The organism is Salmonella bongori NCTC 12419 (genome assembly GCF_000252995.1).
GTDB lineage: Bacteria > Pseudomonadota > Gammaproteobacteria > Enterobacterales > Enterobacteriaceae > Salmonella > Salmonella bongori.
On sequence record NC_015761.1, the window covers coordinates 4066792 to 4081502 of the forward strand.

At 52.5% G+C, this 14711-nt stretch carries 13 protein-coding genes; 9 read left to right on the top strand and 4 right to left on the bottom strand.

Annotation, left to right across the window (positions count from 1 at the left end):
- Positions 1–4: 4 nt before the first annotated feature.
- The 5 genes from yjbE to psiE all read left to right on the top strand — a co-directional run bounded on the left by yjbE (position 5) and on the right by psiE (position 4333).
- Positions 5–247 (top strand): exopolysaccharide production protein YjbE, encoded by a 243-nt coding sequence (gene yjbE, locus SBG_RS19200; RefSeq protein WP_038393487.1) that lies wholly within the window; start codon positions 5–7, stop codon positions 245–247.
- Positions 248–310: 63 nt separating this feature from the next.
- Positions 311–949 (top strand): YjbF family lipoprotein, encoded by a 639-nt coding sequence (locus tag SBG_RS19205; protein WP_000828339.1) that lies wholly within the window; start codon positions 311–313, stop codon positions 947–949.
- Entirely contained in the window at positions 946–1683 is a 738-nt protein-coding gene (locus SBG_RS19210) for a capsule biosynthesis GfcC family protein (protein WP_000596072.1), read from the top strand. The genes SBG_RS19205 and SBG_RS19210 overlap by 4 nt, the downstream gene beginning before the upstream one ends.
- On the top strand, positions 1683–3779 hold the full coding sequence (locus SBG_RS19215; RefSeq protein ID WP_000750781.1) for a YjbH domain-containing protein: 2097 nt from the start codon (positions 1683–1685) through the stop codon (positions 3777–3779). The genes SBG_RS19210 and SBG_RS19215 overlap by 1 nt, the downstream gene beginning before the upstream one ends.
- A 143-nt stretch (positions 3780–3922) precedes the next feature.
- The gene (gene psiE, locus SBG_RS19220; RefSeq protein ID WP_000979336.1) at positions 3923–4333 is read left to right on the top strand and encodes a phosphate-starvation-inducible protein PsiE; all 411 of its coding nucleotides are present in this window, start codon (positions 3923–3925) and stop codon (positions 4331–4333) included.
- Between the two features lie 48 nt (positions 4334–4381).
- Here psiE and xylE read toward each other — a convergent pair whose 3' ends face one another.
- The 4 genes from xylE to malE all read right to left on the bottom strand — a co-directional run bounded on the left by xylE (position 4382) and on the right by malE (position 10023).
- Positions 4382–5854, bottom strand: a complete 1473-nt coding sequence (gene xylE / locus SBG_RS19225) for a D-xylose transporter XylE (protein ID WP_001097249.1) — start codon at positions 5852–5854, stop codon at positions 4382–4384.
- 342 nt (positions 5855–6196) lie between these two features.
- On the bottom strand, positions 6197–7087 hold the full coding sequence (gene malG / locus SBG_RS19230; RefSeq protein WP_001252082.1) for a maltose ABC transporter permease MalG: 891 nt from the start codon (positions 7085–7087) through the stop codon (positions 6197–6199).
- A 14-nt stretch (positions 7088–7101) separates the two neighbouring features.
- Positions 7102–8646 carry a maltose ABC transporter permease MalF gene (gene malF, locus SBG_RS19235; RefSeq protein ID WP_000382557.1) on the bottom strand — a complete coding sequence of 515 codons (1545 nt, stop codon included), beginning with the start codon at positions 8644–8646 and terminating at the stop codon, positions 7102–7104.
- A 186-nt stretch (positions 8647–8832) separates the two neighbouring features.
- Complete coding sequence (gene malE, locus SBG_RS19240) at positions 8833–10023, bottom strand: maltose/maltodextrin ABC transporter substrate-binding protein MalE (protein WP_000695418.1); 1191 nt, start codon at positions 10021–10023, stop codon at positions 8833–8835.
- A gap of 361 nt (positions 10024–10384) precedes the next feature.
- On the opposite strand from malE, the gene malK reads away from it, so the two are divergent.
- The 4 genes from malK to ubiC all read left to right on the top strand — a co-directional run bounded on the left by malK (position 10385) and on the right by ubiC (position 14707).
- The gene (malK, locus tag SBG_RS19245; protein WP_000179170.1) at positions 10385–11494 is read left to right on the top strand and encodes a maltose/maltodextrin ABC transporter ATP-binding protein MalK; all 1110 of its coding nucleotides are present in this window, start codon (positions 10385–10387) and stop codon (positions 11492–11494) included.
- A 99-nt stretch (positions 11495–11593) separates the two neighbouring features.
- Positions 11594–12949, top strand: coding sequence for a maltoporin (locus SBG_RS19250; RefSeq protein WP_000973676.1), 1356 nt, complete (start codon positions 11594–11596; stop codon positions 12947–12949).
- Positions 12950–13112: 163 nt separating this feature from the next.
- Positions 13113–14030: a maltose operon protein MalM gene (gene malM / locus SBG_RS19255; protein WP_000782488.1), complete on the top strand. Its 918-nt coding sequence runs from the start codon at positions 13113–13115 to the stop codon at positions 14028–14030.
- 179 nt (positions 14031–14209) lie between these two features.
- Positions 14210–14707, top strand: coding sequence for a chorismate lyase (gene ubiC / locus SBG_RS19260; protein ID WP_000019222.1), 498 nt, complete (start codon positions 14210–14212; stop codon positions 14705–14707).
- Positions 14708–14711 lie beyond the last annotated feature (4 nt).

Below are 14711 nucleotides of genomic sequence, written 5' to 3' on the forward strand. Positions count from 1 at the left end.
TATGATGAAAAAAGTACTGTATGGCCTTTTGGCCATATCCGCGCTTGCGGTGACCTCCGTCTCGGCGGCCCCTGTTCAGGTAGGGGAAGCGGCAGGCACGGCGGCGACATCGGTGTCGGCGGGAAGCTCCTCCGCGACCAGTGTTAGCACCGTAAGTTCGGCGGTGGGCGTCGCGTTAGCGGCAACCGGCGGTGGCGATGGTTCCAATACCGGGACCACAACCACCACGACCACCCGTACCCAGTAGCATTGGTACGTTTAATTCTAACCACACTTCGGTGTGGTTATTTTGCCCCTCTGGAGAAGCGTCGTGAAACGACCCGCACTCATTCTGGTTTGCCTGCTATTACAGGCGTGTTCCGCCACCACTCAAGGTCTGGGAAATTCATTGTGGGAGAGTTTGTTCGGTACGCCTGGCGTACAGCTCACGGATGACGATATTCAAAATATGCCTTATGCCAGCCAGTACATGCAGCTTAACGGCGGTCCTCAACTCTTTGTGGTACTCGCCTTCTCAGAAAACGGGCAACAGAAATGGGTGACACAGGACGGTGCGACGATCGTGACGCAGCATGGCCGTCTGGTCAAAACCCTGTTCGGCAGCGACAACCTGATTGATGTGAATAATCTGGCGGCTGATCCGCTGGCAAAACCTCAGCAAATCATCGATGGCGCAAGCTGGACCCGCACGATGGGCTGGACTGAGCATAAACAGGTGCGTTACGCCACTGCTCGTTCCGTTTTCACATGGGGCGGTAGCGATCGCGTCAACGTGGGCCGGGATGAAACCGCCGTGCGGGTGCTTAATGAGGAAGTGACGACCAGTCGCGCACGCTGGCATAACCGATACTGGATTGATAGCGAAGGAAAAATTCGCCAGTCGGAGCAATATCTGGGGGCGAATTATTTTCCGGTGAGAACCACGCTGATTAAGGCGGCGAAATCATGATTAAAAGGACGATAACCGCGCTGATGTTGGCCCTTGTCGCATCATCCACCTCTGCCAGCAGTACGGTAACAGTATTTATCCACGGTAATAGCGAGCCTCGGACACTGACTGGCGCAGAGCGCCTGCTTGATGTTGTAGGTCAGCCGCGCCTGGCGACGAGCTGGTGGCCAGCGGCGGTGATAGGTGAGGAACAGGCGACCATGACGGCGCGCCGCCAGCAGCAGGAACTTCTGGCGCGTTTGGCGGCGCTCAGCTCTGGGGAAGAGGGCGATGCGGCGGCGGCGATAAACGCCCTGCGACAGCAAATTCAGGCGTTAAAGGTGACGGGCAGGCAATTCGTGCGTCTTGATCCTGATGTGGTTCGTGTCAGTGAACGCGGCAATCCGCCGATGCAAGGTCACTATTCGCTTTGGGTCGGGCCGCAACCTACACAGATTTCGCTCTTCGGCTTGATTAGCCAGCCGGGCAACCGGTCGTTTGTGCCCGGACGAAGTGTCGCCAGCTATCTTGAAGGCCAACGCTTGCTCAGTGGCGCGGATCGTAGCTATGCCTGGGTGATTTATCCTGATGGACGCACCCAAAAAGCGCCGGTGGCTTACTGGAATAAGCGCCATGTGGAGCCTATGCCCGGCAGCATTATTTTTGTCGGCTTTGCCGATTCCATCTGGAGCCGTTCGCCGGAGCCGATGAATGCCGACATTCTTCATACCCTGACGCAGCGGATACCGGAATAATGAAAAAAACACATCTGCTCAGCTTTCTGGCGCTGGGCATAAGCGCGGCCTGTCATGCAGAAACGTACCCGGCCCCCATTGGGCCTTCTCAATCTGACTTTGGCGGCGTGGGATTGTTGCAAACGCCGACGGCGCGGATGGCGCGCGAAGGAGAGATGAGTCTCAACTATCGCGATAACGATCAGTATCGGTACTACTCGGCTTCTGTTCAGCTTTTCCCGTGGCTGGAAACTACGTTGCGCTATACCGATGTCCGTACGAAGAAATACAGCAGCGTGGAGTCCTTCTCCGGTGACCAGACTTACAAAGATAAAGCGTTTGATGTGAAACTGCGATTATGGGAAGAAAGTTACTGGATGCCGCAGGTGGCGGTCGGCGCGCGCGATATCGGCGGTACCGGCCTGTTTGATGCGGAATATATTGTGGCAAACAAAGCGTGGGGGCCGTTTGACTTCTCATTAGGTCTCGGCTGGGGCTACCTTGGCACCAGCGGCAATGTGTCTAATCCCTTCTGTTCGTATAGTAATAAATTCTGTACGCGCGACAATAGCTACAAACAGGCAGGATCTGTTGACGGTAGTGATATGTTCCACGGTCCGGCCTCGCTGTTTGGCGGTGTGGAATATCAGACGCCCTGGCAGCCGCTGCGCCTGAAACTGGAGTATGAGGGCAATAATTATCAGCAGGACTTTGCCGGCAAGCTGGAACAAAAGAGCAAGTTTAACGTCGGCGCCATTTATCGCGTCACCGATTGGGCCGACGTTAACCTCAGCTACGAGCGCGGCAATACATTGATGTTTGGTGTGACGTTACGCGCTAATTTCAACGAGTTACGCCCCTCGTACAACGACAATTCACGTCCGCAATACCGGCCGCAACCGCAGGATGCCATCTTGCAACATTCAGTGGTGGCGAACCAGCTCACCTTGCTGAAATACAACGCAGGTTTTGCAGATCCGAAAATTCAGGTCAAAGGTGATACGCTATACGTTACGGGAGAGCAAGTGAAATACCGGGATTCACGCGAGGGGATCATGCGCGCCAACCGGATCGTGATGAACGATCTTCCTGAAGGGATCCGTACGATCCGCGTGACGGAAAACCGTCTTAATTTGCCGCAGGTGACGACCGAAACTGATGTTGCCAGCCTGAAACGGCATCTGGAAGGTGAACCGCTGGGACATGAAACGCCACTGGCACAAAAACGCCTGGAGCCGATCGTGCCGGAGAGCACCGAGCAGGGCTGGTATATCGACAAGTCGCGCTTTGCTTTTCATCTCGATCCGGTCCTGAACCAGTCAGTAGGCGGGCCGGAAAACTTCTACATGTATCAACTGGGCGTGATGGGGACTGCAGATCTGTGGGTAACGGATCATTTGCTCACTACCGGCAGTGTGTTTGCCAATATCGCCAACAATTACGATAAGTTTAATTACACCAACCCGCCACAGGATTCACATCTGCCGCGGGTACGTACGCATGTTCGTGAGTATGTGCAAAATGATGTCTATGTGAATAACCTGCAGGCTAACTACCTTCAGTATTTTGGCAATGGCTTTTACGGGCAGGTTTATGGCGGCTATCTGGAAACCATGTTTGGCGGTGCCGGGGCGGAAGTACTGTACCGTCCGGTAGACAGTAATTGGGCGTTTGGTCTGGACGCTAACTATGTAAAACAGCGTGACTGGCGTAGCGCGCAGGACATGATGACGTTCACCGATTATAGCGTTAAAACCGGACATCTGACCGCTTACTGGACGCCGTCGTTCGCTCAGGATGTGCTGGTGAAAGCCAGCGTAGGTCAGTATCTCGCAGGTGATAAAGGCGGTACGCTGGAGATCGCCAAACGCTTCGACAGTGGTGTCGTTGTCGGCGGTTATGCGACGATTACCGACGCGTCGCCGGACGAATATGGAGAAGGGGACTTTACTAAAGGTGTGTACGTATCCGTGCCGCTGGATCTCTTCTCATCTGGGCCAACCCGCAGCCGTGCGGCGATTGGCTGGACACCGTTGACGCGTGACGGCGGGCAGCAACTGGGCCGTAAGTTTGGCCTGTATGATATGACCAGTGACAGGAACGTCAATTTCCGTTAAGGAACTCAGGTCGGATAAGGCGTGTGTGGCGCCCTCCGGCAAATCCTCTTATTGAACAAAATATAAACATAAACAAAAAATATAGATGTTCGTCACATTTGTGCGTTATACAGAAACCTCGCTACAGAGAAAGAGGGGCTGTTATGATGCTGTTGTCACGCTCACGTCTTGAGTTCATCGCCACCATTTTACAAAACGTACTGAATTTAGGGCTACTGGTTCTCGGCCTGATCCTGGCCGTGTTTCTCGGTAAAGAAACGTTTCATCTGGCGGACGCACTATTTGTACCTGAGCAGGCCAGTAAATATGAACTGGTGGAAGGGCTGGTGATCTACTTTCTCTATTTCGAATTTATTGCGCTGATTGTGAAGTACTTTAAGTCTGGCTTTCACTTCCCGCTGCGCTATTTCGTGTATATTGGCATCACGGCGATTGTGCGCCTGATCATCGTCGATCATAAAACGCCAATGGACGTCTTACTCTATTCGGCGGCGATCCTACTGTTGGTGATTACCTTGTGGTTATGTAATTCGAATCGGTTAAGACGAGAATAGACGTCGCCACACCGTAACGGAAGTACGGCATGGCGATAAATTAACTTATTACAGGGCGACTTTTGGCGTTTTCTTTCCTGTAGACGCCCATAACTCCTCAAGTTCCTCCAGCGTTTTGCTTTTGGTTTCCGGTACAAATTTCCACATAAATAGCGCCGCCAACACACCCATCACACCATAAATCCAGTAGGAAAAACCGTTGTGAAAATGGGCGACCAGCCATGAGTTTTTATCCATCATGGGGAAGGTCCAGGAGACAAAGTAATTCGCCAGCCATTGCGCGGCGACAGCAATCGCCAGCGCTTTACCGCGAATCGCGTTAGGGAAGATTTCTGCCAACAGCACCCAGCACACCGGACCCCAGGACATGGCGAACGCGGCGACGTAGAACAGCATTGATAACAGCGCCACGATGCCTGGCGCCTGAGTATAAAAGGCGGTGCCGAGACTAAACATCCCCAGCGCCATACCCAACGCGCCGATAATTTGCAGCGGCTTACGACCAAACTTATCGACCGTCATGATGGCCAGCACGGTAAAGCTCAGGTTAATGACGCCGACAATGATCGTCTGTAACAATGCGACATCGGTACTGGCCCCCAACGTTTTAAATACCTCCGGCGCGTAATACAGGACCACGTTAATCCCAACAAATTGCTGAAAGACGGACAGCATGACGCCAATCGCAATCACGCCTGCGCCAAACATCAGCAGGCGTCCGCCTGTTTTGCGGCCATTCTCCAGCGAATGGGTGATTTCCTGCATCGCCTGGGTTGCCTGTGAGGTGCCCATAATTTTGCGCAGGATGCCTTCCGCTTGTTCATTTCTGCCGCGCGCCATTAGCCAACGTGGGCTTTCCGGTACGGTATAGAGCAGCAGTAAAAAGAGCAGCGCCGGAATACATTCTGAGGCAAACATATATCGCCAGCCATCCGTATTCAACCACACAGCGTCGCCGGATCTGGCAATAAAATAGTTCACGCAATAAACCAGCAGTTGTCCAAAAATAATGGCGAACTGGTTAAATGAGACTAACTTGCCACGGATATGGGCAGGGGCTAGCTCCGCGATATACATCGGAGAGAGCATTGAGGCTAATCCGACGCCAATACCGCCGATAATTCGATAAATAACAAATTCCGGAACATAACCGGCTAAATAGACGGGAACGGTATTATCCGGGTTGATGGTGGTAAAACCTAATTCGGGCCAGGCGGAGCCGACACCGGAAATAAAGAAAAGCAGGGCAGCGATTTTTAAGGAATCGCGACGACCAAAACGGTTACTGCAGTAACCGCCAATGGCGCCTCCGATGATACAGCCAATCAGCGCGCTGGCAACGCAAAAACCAAGTAACGAGTTAGCGGCGGATTCACTTAACTGCTGTGGAGCGACAAAAACCGTATTTAGAGACTCGACGGTACCGGAAATAACCGCGGTATCATAGCCGAATAATAACCCTCCTAATGTTGCGACTAATGTAATCGAAAAAATATAGCGGGAATTATATTGGGTATTCATCCAGACCTGCCTTAAATGATGCAGCTATTTTGTCAGTGTGGATGATGGTGGTTTCAACGGGCAGGGAAGACAATTATCATTTTTTACATTACCGTTACGTTATATCTTTTCTGTGATCTTAATTCTGTTTAATTCGCTAAAAATGAACCGAATGATATATTTTCCGTGATAAAAAGCACAAAAGAAAATAATCATAACGGCATTGTCAAATAACATAAAGCCAGTTATTGTCCGTGACGGATAAAAAAAGGCGCTCCAAAGAGCGCCGAAATACGACCATAGTGGGGATAACATAAGTTGACGACAGTGGCATTGCCCGTTTCCGGGCAGGTATAACAAAGGTTAGCCTTTCACCCCCCCTGCCGTCAGGCCGTTGACCAGCCAGCGCTGCGCCAACAGGAATACCAGGGTGATGGGAATGGCGGAAAGTACGGCCGCGGCGGCAAAGTCGCCCCACAAGTAGTTTTGCGGGTTGAGATATTGCTGCATACCTACGGCCAACGTGTAGCTGTCTACATCGCGCAGTAACAGTGACGCGACCGGAACTTCGGTAATCGCTGCGATGAAAGACAGAATAAACACGACTGCGAGAATCGGTACTGAGAGCGGCAATAGTACCAGGCGGAATGCCTGCCACGGCGTCGCGCCATCCAGTGCCGCCGCCTCTTCCAGCGAGCTGTCAATCGTTTCGAAGTAGCCTTTAATCGTCCAGACATGTAGCGCGATACCGCCAAGATAGGCGAAGATCACACCCCCATGCGTGTTCAGGCCAATAAAGGGGATGTATTGTCCCAGCCGGTCAAATAACGCATACAGCGCTACCAGCGACAGTACCGCCGGGAACATCTGGAAAATCAGCATTCCTTTGAGCAGCGTCGCTTTGCCTGGGAAACGCATACGCGCAAAGGCATAGGCGCAGGTGGTGGAGAGCGCCACAATACCGATGGCGGTAATACCGGCGATTTTCACCGAGTTCCACAGCCATAACAGCACCGGGAAAGGTGGCGGCATTACTCGGCCATCCGCATGTTCTACACTAAAGCCCAGCGCAAGCCGCCAGTGCTCCCAGGAAATTTTTTCCGGAATCAGGCTGCCGGTGGCGAAGTTCCCTTCACGCAATGAGATGGCGATGACCATCAGCAGCGGGAACATGATCGCCGCGATGAAAATCAGTAGCCCCAGGTGTGTGATAAAGAGACGCAATTTTTGCGATTTGGGTTGTACCATAGCCATTATTGTTCTCTCCCTTAATCAAACTTCATGCGTGTGGCTTTCAGGTTCACGATGGCCAGAGCCCCTACCAGCAGGAAGATCAGGGTGGCGATAGCCGCCGCCAGACCGAAGTCCTGACCGCCGCCGCCTTCAAAGGCAATGCGGTAGGTGTAGCTGACAAGCAGGTCGGTATAGCCGGCTGGGGTGGTGGTGCCGAGACGGTCTGGCCCGCCGTTGGTCAACAGTTGTATCAGAACGAAGTTGTTAAAGTTAAAGGCGAAGCTGGCGATCATCAGCGGAGTCAGTGGCTTAATCAGCAGCGGCAGCGTAATTTTGAAGAAGTTCTGAAATGGACCGGCGCCATCCATTGCCGACGCTTCATACAGATCGTCGGGTATCGCTTTCAGTAATCCCATACACAGAATCATCATGTAGGGGTAGCCCAGCCAGGTATTAACGATGATCACCATCGCCCGCGCGGTATTCGGGTCGCTGAACCAGGCGGGCTTCACGCCGAATAAAGCGCTCAGCATCATGTTGATTTCACCAAAGCTCTGGTTGAACAGCCCTTTGAAAATCAGGATTGAGATAAACGACGGTACGGCGTAGGGCAGAATCAGCAGTACGCGGTAGATAGCTTTACCTTTCAGTGCCTCCCACTGTACGAGACATGCCAATACCATGCCTACCGCCACGGTGAGTACCACGGTAAGGACAGAGAAGACCACCGTCCAGACGAAGATGGCGAAAAAGGGCTTCTGGATACCTTCATCGGTAAAGACGCGGGTGAAGTTTTTCGCGCCGATAGTAACGGTATAACCGGGACTGAGTTTTTCGTCGCCCCAGCTTCCGTCTGCGTTGATAGACTGATAGTAACCGATATCGTTATTAGGCCGGTATTTCACGCCACTCTGGTTATTGGTGAGCAGACCGTCATCAGCCAGTGTATACAGCGGGCGGGTACCGGAAAACTGACGCAGTGAGCTCATAATCACTTTGCTGTCGTCCGGCAGAACGGCGGTCAGTTGGTTCAGCGCCAGGCGGTTCTGGGTGATAATACGCAGATTGGCGCGTTCGCCGCCCGGCAGGGCATCGCTTTCCTGCAACTGTAGTTTTTGTTCGCCGCCAAAGGTAAATGCGTCAGACAAATAATGTTTGCCGGTTTCGCCGTCGGTCAGGGCCAGTTGCCACTTGTCATCAGTCGGATACAAACCGAAGGTATACGTTTTGCCAGCCTGATAAGAACGGTCCATCAGCACCTGTTGGGCGCGTTCAAAGGTAAGCTGGTTGGTGCTACTGTAGTTGGTAAAAGCAATGGCGATAGTGCAAACCAGCGGGAAGAGTACAAACAGTCCCATTCCGGCGAGGCCTGGGTAAACGTAGCGCCAGGCATAGGTTTTACGATTCGCGAAAATATAGAGGCCAGCAGAGCTTAAAATCAGCGTCATGATGGCGAACAAATACTCCCCTTGTGCGTACATTAAAACTACAAGGTAACCCACCAGCAGGCCCAGCAGACCTATCGCTGACCATTTCAGCGCGTCGCTTTGCCACCAATGTTTCTTTTTAATGACATCCATGGGGATCTTCCTCTTTACGCTTTATCCTTCGCACTACCTCTTTGTTGGCTGCGGAAGCTCACCCCAGTCACTTACTTATGTAAGCTCCTGAGGATTTGCCTCCTTGCCGCCTCGATGTAGCGCGAATGATTTCGCGTAACAACGTATTCAATAAACCTGATTCCCTAAAAAATAAGGGAAACCGTATTACTTGGTGATACGACCTTGTGCATCTTTCAGCGCAGCATCTACAGTCTGACGACCGCTGGCGGCGTTGATGACGGCTGTACGCACCGCATACCAGAAGGCAGACATCTGCGGAATGTTCGGCATGATTTCGCCTTTTTGGGCGTTATCCATGGTCGCGGCGATACGTGGATCTTTCGCTAATTGCTCCTGGAAGGATTTCAGCGCTACGGCGCCCAGCGGTTTATCTTTGTTCACCGCACTCAGTCCCTGATCGGTCAGCAGATAGTTTTCGAGGAACTCTTTCGCCAGTTCCTTGTTCGGGCTGGCGGCATTGATTCCCGCGCTCAGCACGCCGACGAACGGTTTCGACGGTTTGCCTTTGAAGGTCGGCAGCAGGGTCACACCGTAGTTCACTTTGCTCTTATCAATATTTGACCATGCCCACGGGCCGTTAATAGTCATTGCCGTCTCGCCTTTATTAAAGGCGGCTTCGGCGATGGAGTAGTCGGTATCGGCGTTCATGTTTTTGTTTTTGATCATATCGACCAGGAAGGTCAGACCGGCTTTCGCACCAGCGCTGTCGACGCCAACATCTTTCACATCGTACTTGCCGTTCTCAAATTTGAACGCGTACCCGCCATCAGCGGCGATTAATGGCCAGGTAAAATACGGTTCTTGCAGGTTGAACATCAGCGCTGATTTCCCTTTCGCTTTCAGTTGCTTATCCAGCGCAGGAATTTCTTCCCAGGTTTTTGGCGGGTTCGGGACGAGATCTTTATTGTAAATCAGGGAGAGAGCTTCAACGGCGATGGGGTAGGCGATCAGCTTGCCGTTATAACGTACTGCATCCCAGGTGAACGGATAGAGTTTGTCCTGAAACGCTTTATCCGGAGTGACCTCCGCCAGCAGACCAGACTGCGCGTAGCCGCCAAAACGGTCGTGCGCCCAGAAGATAATGTCAGGACCGTCGCCGGTGGCTGCAACCTGCGGAAATTTCTCTTCCAGCTTGTCCGGATGCTCAACGGTGACTTTAATACCGGTGTCTTGCTCAAATTTTTTACCGACCTCGGCCAGACCGTTATAGCCCTTGTCGCCGTTGATCCAGATAACCAGTTTACCTTCTTCAATTTTGGCGAGAGCCGGGGCGGAAATCATCATCGTCGTAAGTGCGGATAATGCGAGGATGCCTACGCCAGTTTTAATCTTCATATCTCCCATCCTTTTTGGTGATGTACACAGAGGTGGTTTAACGCTCTCTAGTTTCTTTATACGACAACCTCTTTCCATCCTCCCTACCCCTACGCCCCACCCATCCTTTATGTGATCTGTGTTACATAAATGTGAGTAATGCGTACTGGCGCACACAAAAACACGCCGATTTTTGCGGACGACATCACGAAATTCCTTTTCTGTCCGCGTCTGTGGTCTCAGGCGCTGTGTCCTCATCCTCCCGCCTCCTCCCCCATAAAAAAGCCGGGGGGCGGAGGATTTATGCCAGCCAGGGATCGCGCATAGTCAGGCCATCATGAATGTTGCTGTCAATGACAGGTTGTAACGAAGGGAGAAGGGCATGGCGAGCGTACAGCTACGAAATGTAACGAAAGCCTGGGGTGACGTGGTGGTATCGAAAGATATCAACCTCGATATCCATGACGGGGAATTCGTGGTGTTTGTGGGACCGTCAGGCTGTGGTAAATCGACCTTACTGCGAATGATCGCCGGACTTGAAACCATTACCCGTGGGGATTTGTTTATTGGGGAAACCCGCATGAATGATATCCCGCCCGCTGAGCGCGGCGTGGGCATGGTATTCCAGTCTTATGCGCTCTATCCCCACCTCTCCGTTGCAGAAAACATGTCTTTTGGTCTTAAGCTGGCAGGCGCGAAAAAAGAGGTAATGAATCAACGCGTCAACCAGGTGGCGGAAGTGCTGCAACTGGCGCATTTGCTGGAACGTAAGCCGAAGGCACTTTCCGGTGGTCAGCGTCAGCGTGTGGCGATTGGCCGTACGCTGGTGGCGGAGCCACGTGTGTTCCTGCTGGACGAACCGCTCTCTAACCTCGACGCCGCACTGCGCGTGCAAATGCGCATTGAAATCTCCCGTCTGCATAAACGTCTGCGGCGCACAATGATTTACGTCACTCATGATCAGGTCGAAGCGATGACTTTGGCCGACAAAATCGTGGTGCTGGACGCCGGTCGCGTCGCTCAGGTCGGTAAGCCGCTGGAGTTGTATCACTATCCGGCGGATCGCTTTGTCGCGGGCTTTATCGGTTCGCCGAAGATGAACTTTCTGCCGGTGAAAGTGACCGCTACCGCGATTGACCAGGTCCAGGTTGAACTGCCGAATCGCCAGCAAATTTGGCTGCCGGTTGAAAGCCGTGATGTTCAGGTCGGTGCCAACATGTCTTTAGGCATTCGTCCGGAACACTTACTACCGAGCGATATCGCCGATGTCACCCTGGAAGGTGAAGTCCAGGTTGTCGAGCAATTAGGTCACGAAACACAAATTCATATCCAGATCCCCGCCATCCGTCAAAACCTGGTTTATCGCCAGAACGACGTGGTGTTGGTAGAAGAGGGCGCCACATTCGCTATCGGCCTGCCGCCAGAGCGTTGTCATCTGTTCCGTGAAGATGGCAGCGCATGTCGTCGACTGCATCAAGAGCCGGGCGTTTAAGGCCTCCATTAAAAAAGAAAACGCACAACCCTCCAGGTGGTATTGAGACGACTTCAAGGGTGACGCGTTTAAAGAAAAGCAATGATCTCAGGAGATAGAATGATGATTACTCTGCGCAAACTTCCTCTGGCGGTTGCTGTCGCTGCGGGCGTCATGTCCGCTCAGGCAATGGCTGTCGATTTTCACGGTTACGCCCGTTCCGGTATTGGCTGGACGGGAAGCGGCGGTGAACAACAATGTTTCCAGGTGACCGGTGCACAAAGTAAATACCGTCTCGGTAACGAATGTGAAACCTATGCGGAACTGAAACTGGGTCAGGAAGTGTGGAAAGAGGGCGATAAGAGCTTCTATTTCGACACCAACGTCGCCTATTCTGTCGCACAGCAGAACGACTGGGAATCGACCGATCCTGCCTTCCGCGAAGCAAACGTGCAGGGGAAAAACCTGATTGAATGGCTGCCGGGTTCCACTATCTGGGCCGGTAAACGCTTCTATCAGCGTCACGACGTACACATGATCGACTTCTACTACTGGGATATTTCTGGTCCTGGCGCGGGTATTGAAAATATCGATTTGGGCTTTGGTAAGCTTTCACTGGCGGCGACCCGCTCTCAGGAAGCGGGCGGTTCTTACACCTTCAGCAGCCAAAATATTTACGATACTTCTAAAGATACCGCGAACGATGTTTTCGATGTCCGTTTAGCAGGCTTGCAGACCAACCCGGATGGCGTGCTGGAACTGGGCGTTGACTATGGTCGGGCGAATAAGAGCGACGGCTACAGCTATGTTGATGGCGCAACTAAAGACGGCTGGATGTTCACCGCGGAACATACCCAAAGCATGTTGAAAGGCTACAACAAGTTTGTCCTTCAGTATGCGACTGACGCGATGACCACGCAGGGTAAAGGCGGGGCGCAGGGTACCTATGGGTATGCCTATGATACAAAAGACGCTGACGGTAATGTCATCCACCACGTTGACGACTACGTCAATAATAACGGCAAACTATGGCGCGTGCTGGATCACGGCGCGATTTCGCTGGGCGATCGTTGGGATCTGATGTACGTCGGTATGTTCCAGAAACAAGACCTGGACAATAAACTCGGTACCGATTGGTGGACTGTAGGCGTACGTCCGATGTTCAAATGGACGCCAATCATGAGTACCCTGCTGGAAGTGGGTTATGACAACGTGAAATCTCAGCAGACTGGCGATCATAACAACCAATACAAAATCACCCTGGCGCAACAGTGGCAGGCAGGCGACAGCATCTGGTCGCGCCCGGCTATCCGTGTGTTTGCGACTTATGCGAAGTGGGATGAGAAATGGGGTTATATCAAAGATGGTGATAAAACCTTGCGTTATGCCGCCGCAAGCAACAGCGGTATCAATACCACCAGCCGTGGCGATAGCGATGAGTGGACCTTCGGCGCCCAGATGGAAATCTGGTGGTAATACGACGGTCATCTGATGTAACGAGGGGCGCAAGCCCCTCTAAAGCGTAAGATCTGATGATGTCTGTAGGCCGGATAAAACGTTAACCGTCATCCGGTACTGTGCCTGGGTTGGCGCGCTATTGCCTGGCTACCGCTGAACCCACCTTATTGAGGTGATAATAATGAAAATGAAGAAAAGTCTCATCGCCCTCTGTTTAACCACAGGGTTGTTCGCCAGCGCGCCGGGTATCAGCCTGGCAGAAGTGAACTATGTACCGCAAAATACCAGTGCAGCGCCCGCTATTCCCGCTGCTGCGCTACAGCAATTAACCTGGACGCCCGTCGACCAGTCAAAAACACAGTCTACCCAACTTGCGACCAGCGGTCAGCGGCTTGATGTTGCCGGCATCACCGGCCCGGTCGCTGCCTGGAGCGTTCCGGCAAATATCGGCGAGCTAACGCTAACGCTTTCCAGCGAAGTCAATAAGCAAGCCAGCGTTTTTGCGCCAAACGTGTTGATTCTTGACCAAAATATGACGCCTTCGGCGTTCTTCCCCAGCAGTTACTTTACTTATCAGCAGCCGGGCGTCATGAGCGCAGACCGGTTGGAAGGCGTGATGCGTCTGACGCCTGCGCTGGGGCAACAAAAACTCTATGTTTTGGTATTTACGACCGAAAAAGATCTTCAGCAAACCACTACGCTGCTCGATCCGGCAAAAGCCTATGCCAAAGGCGTCGGTAACTCTGTCCCGGATATTCCCGATCCGGTAGCCCGTCATACCACTGACGGACTGTTGAAACTGAAGGTGAAAACTAACAGTAGTTCCAGCGTACTGGTTGGCCCGCTGTTTGGCTCGTCCGGTACGGGGCCGGTAACGGTCGGAAATACCGCGGCGCCGGTCGCTGCGCCAGCGCCTGTTGCGCCAAAGAAAAGCGAACCGATGTTGAACGATACGGAAAGCTACTTTAATAAAGCGATTAAGGATGCCGTAGCGAAAGGCGACGTCGATAAAGCGCTGAAACTGCTTGATGAGGCCGAACGTCTGGGCTCGACATCTGCCCGTTCCACTTTTATCAGCAGTGTAAAAGGCAAGGGGTAATTGTGTCCCCACATTGCTGATTTTGCAGCAACTGGTGCGTCTCCTGGCGCACCTTTTTTATCATTTCATGCGAATTGTTACTTTTTTGTTGCGCAACAGATCACTTAATTGTGTTTGCGCCCCCCGTAATGTCTTTTCTGAGATACAATGACTTTAGGTTATGAATCGGAGAGTAAGGCATGTCACACCCTGCGTTAACGCAACTGCGTGCGCTGCGCTATTTTGACGCAATTCCTGCGCTTGAACCCCCTTTGCTGGACTGGCTATTGCTGGAAGATTCCATGACCAAACGTTTTGAGCAGCTGGGAAAACAGGTAAGCGTGACGCTAATTCGGGAAGGGTTTGTCGGTCAAAGTGAGGTTGAGGAAGCGCTCAGTCTATTGCCATCCGAATCCCGCTACTGGTTACGCGAAATCCTCCTTTGCGCGGATGGCGAACCCTGGCTTGCCGGGCGTACCGTCGTTCCGGAATCCACGCTGTGCGGACCTGAGCAGGTCTTACAACATCTGGGAAAAACCCCGCTTGGACGTTATCTATTTACATCATCGATGCTGACCCGCGATTTTATTGAAATTGGACGCGATGCAACGCTTTGGGGGCGACGCTCTCGCTTGCGGTTGAGCGGAAAGCCGCTCTTGCTCACTGAGCTTTTTTTACCTGCATCGCCGCTGTACTAAGAGG

What these genes read in the sequence shown, in the direction of transcription:
- malK (WP_000179170.1), top strand. Translation starts at nt 10,385, where the DNA reads ATGGCGAGCGTACAGCTACGAAATGTAACGAAAGCCTGGGGTGACGTG.
- SBG_RS19215 (WP_000750781.1), top strand. Translation starts at nt 1,683, where the DNA reads ATGAAAAAAACACATCTGCTCAGCTTTCTGGCGCTGGGCATAAGCGCG.
- ubiC (WP_000019222.1), top strand. Translation starts at nt 14,210, where the DNA reads ATGTCACACCCTGCGTTAACGCAACTGCGTGCGCTGCGCTATTTTGAC.
- psiE (WP_000979336.1), top strand. Translation starts at nt 3,923, where the DNA reads ATGATGCTGTTGTCACGCTCACGTCTTGAGTTCATCGCCACCATTTTA.
- malE (WP_000695418.1), bottom strand. Translation starts at nt 10,023, where the DNA reads ATGAAGATTAAAACTGGCGTAGGCATCCTCGCATTATCCGCACTTACG.
- SBG_RS19250 (WP_000973676.1), top strand. Translation starts at nt 11,594, where the DNA reads ATGATGATTACTCTGCGCAAACTTCCTCTGGCGGTTGCTGTCGCTGCG.
- malM (WP_000782488.1), top strand. Translation starts at nt 13,113, where the DNA reads ATGAAAATGAAGAAAAGTCTCATCGCCCTCTGTTTAACCACAGGGTTG.
- yjbE (WP_038393487.1), top strand. Translation starts at nt 5, where the DNA reads ATGAAAAAAGTACTGTATGGCCTTTTGGCCATATCCGCGCTTGCGGTG.
- xylE (WP_001097249.1), bottom strand. Translation starts at nt 5,854, where the DNA reads ATGAATACCCAATATAATTCCCGCTATATTTTTTCGATTACATTAGTC.
- SBG_RS19210 (WP_000596072.1), top strand. Translation starts at nt 946, where the DNA reads ATGATTAAAAGGACGATAACCGCGCTGATGTTGGCCCTTGTCGCATCA.
- malG (WP_001252082.1), bottom strand. Translation starts at nt 7,087, where the DNA reads ATGGCTATGGTACAACCCAAATCGCAAAAATTGCGTCTCTTTATCACA.
- malF (WP_000382557.1), bottom strand. Translation starts at nt 8,646, where the DNA reads ATGGATGTCATTAAAAAGAAACATTGGTGGCAAAGCGACGCGCTGAAA.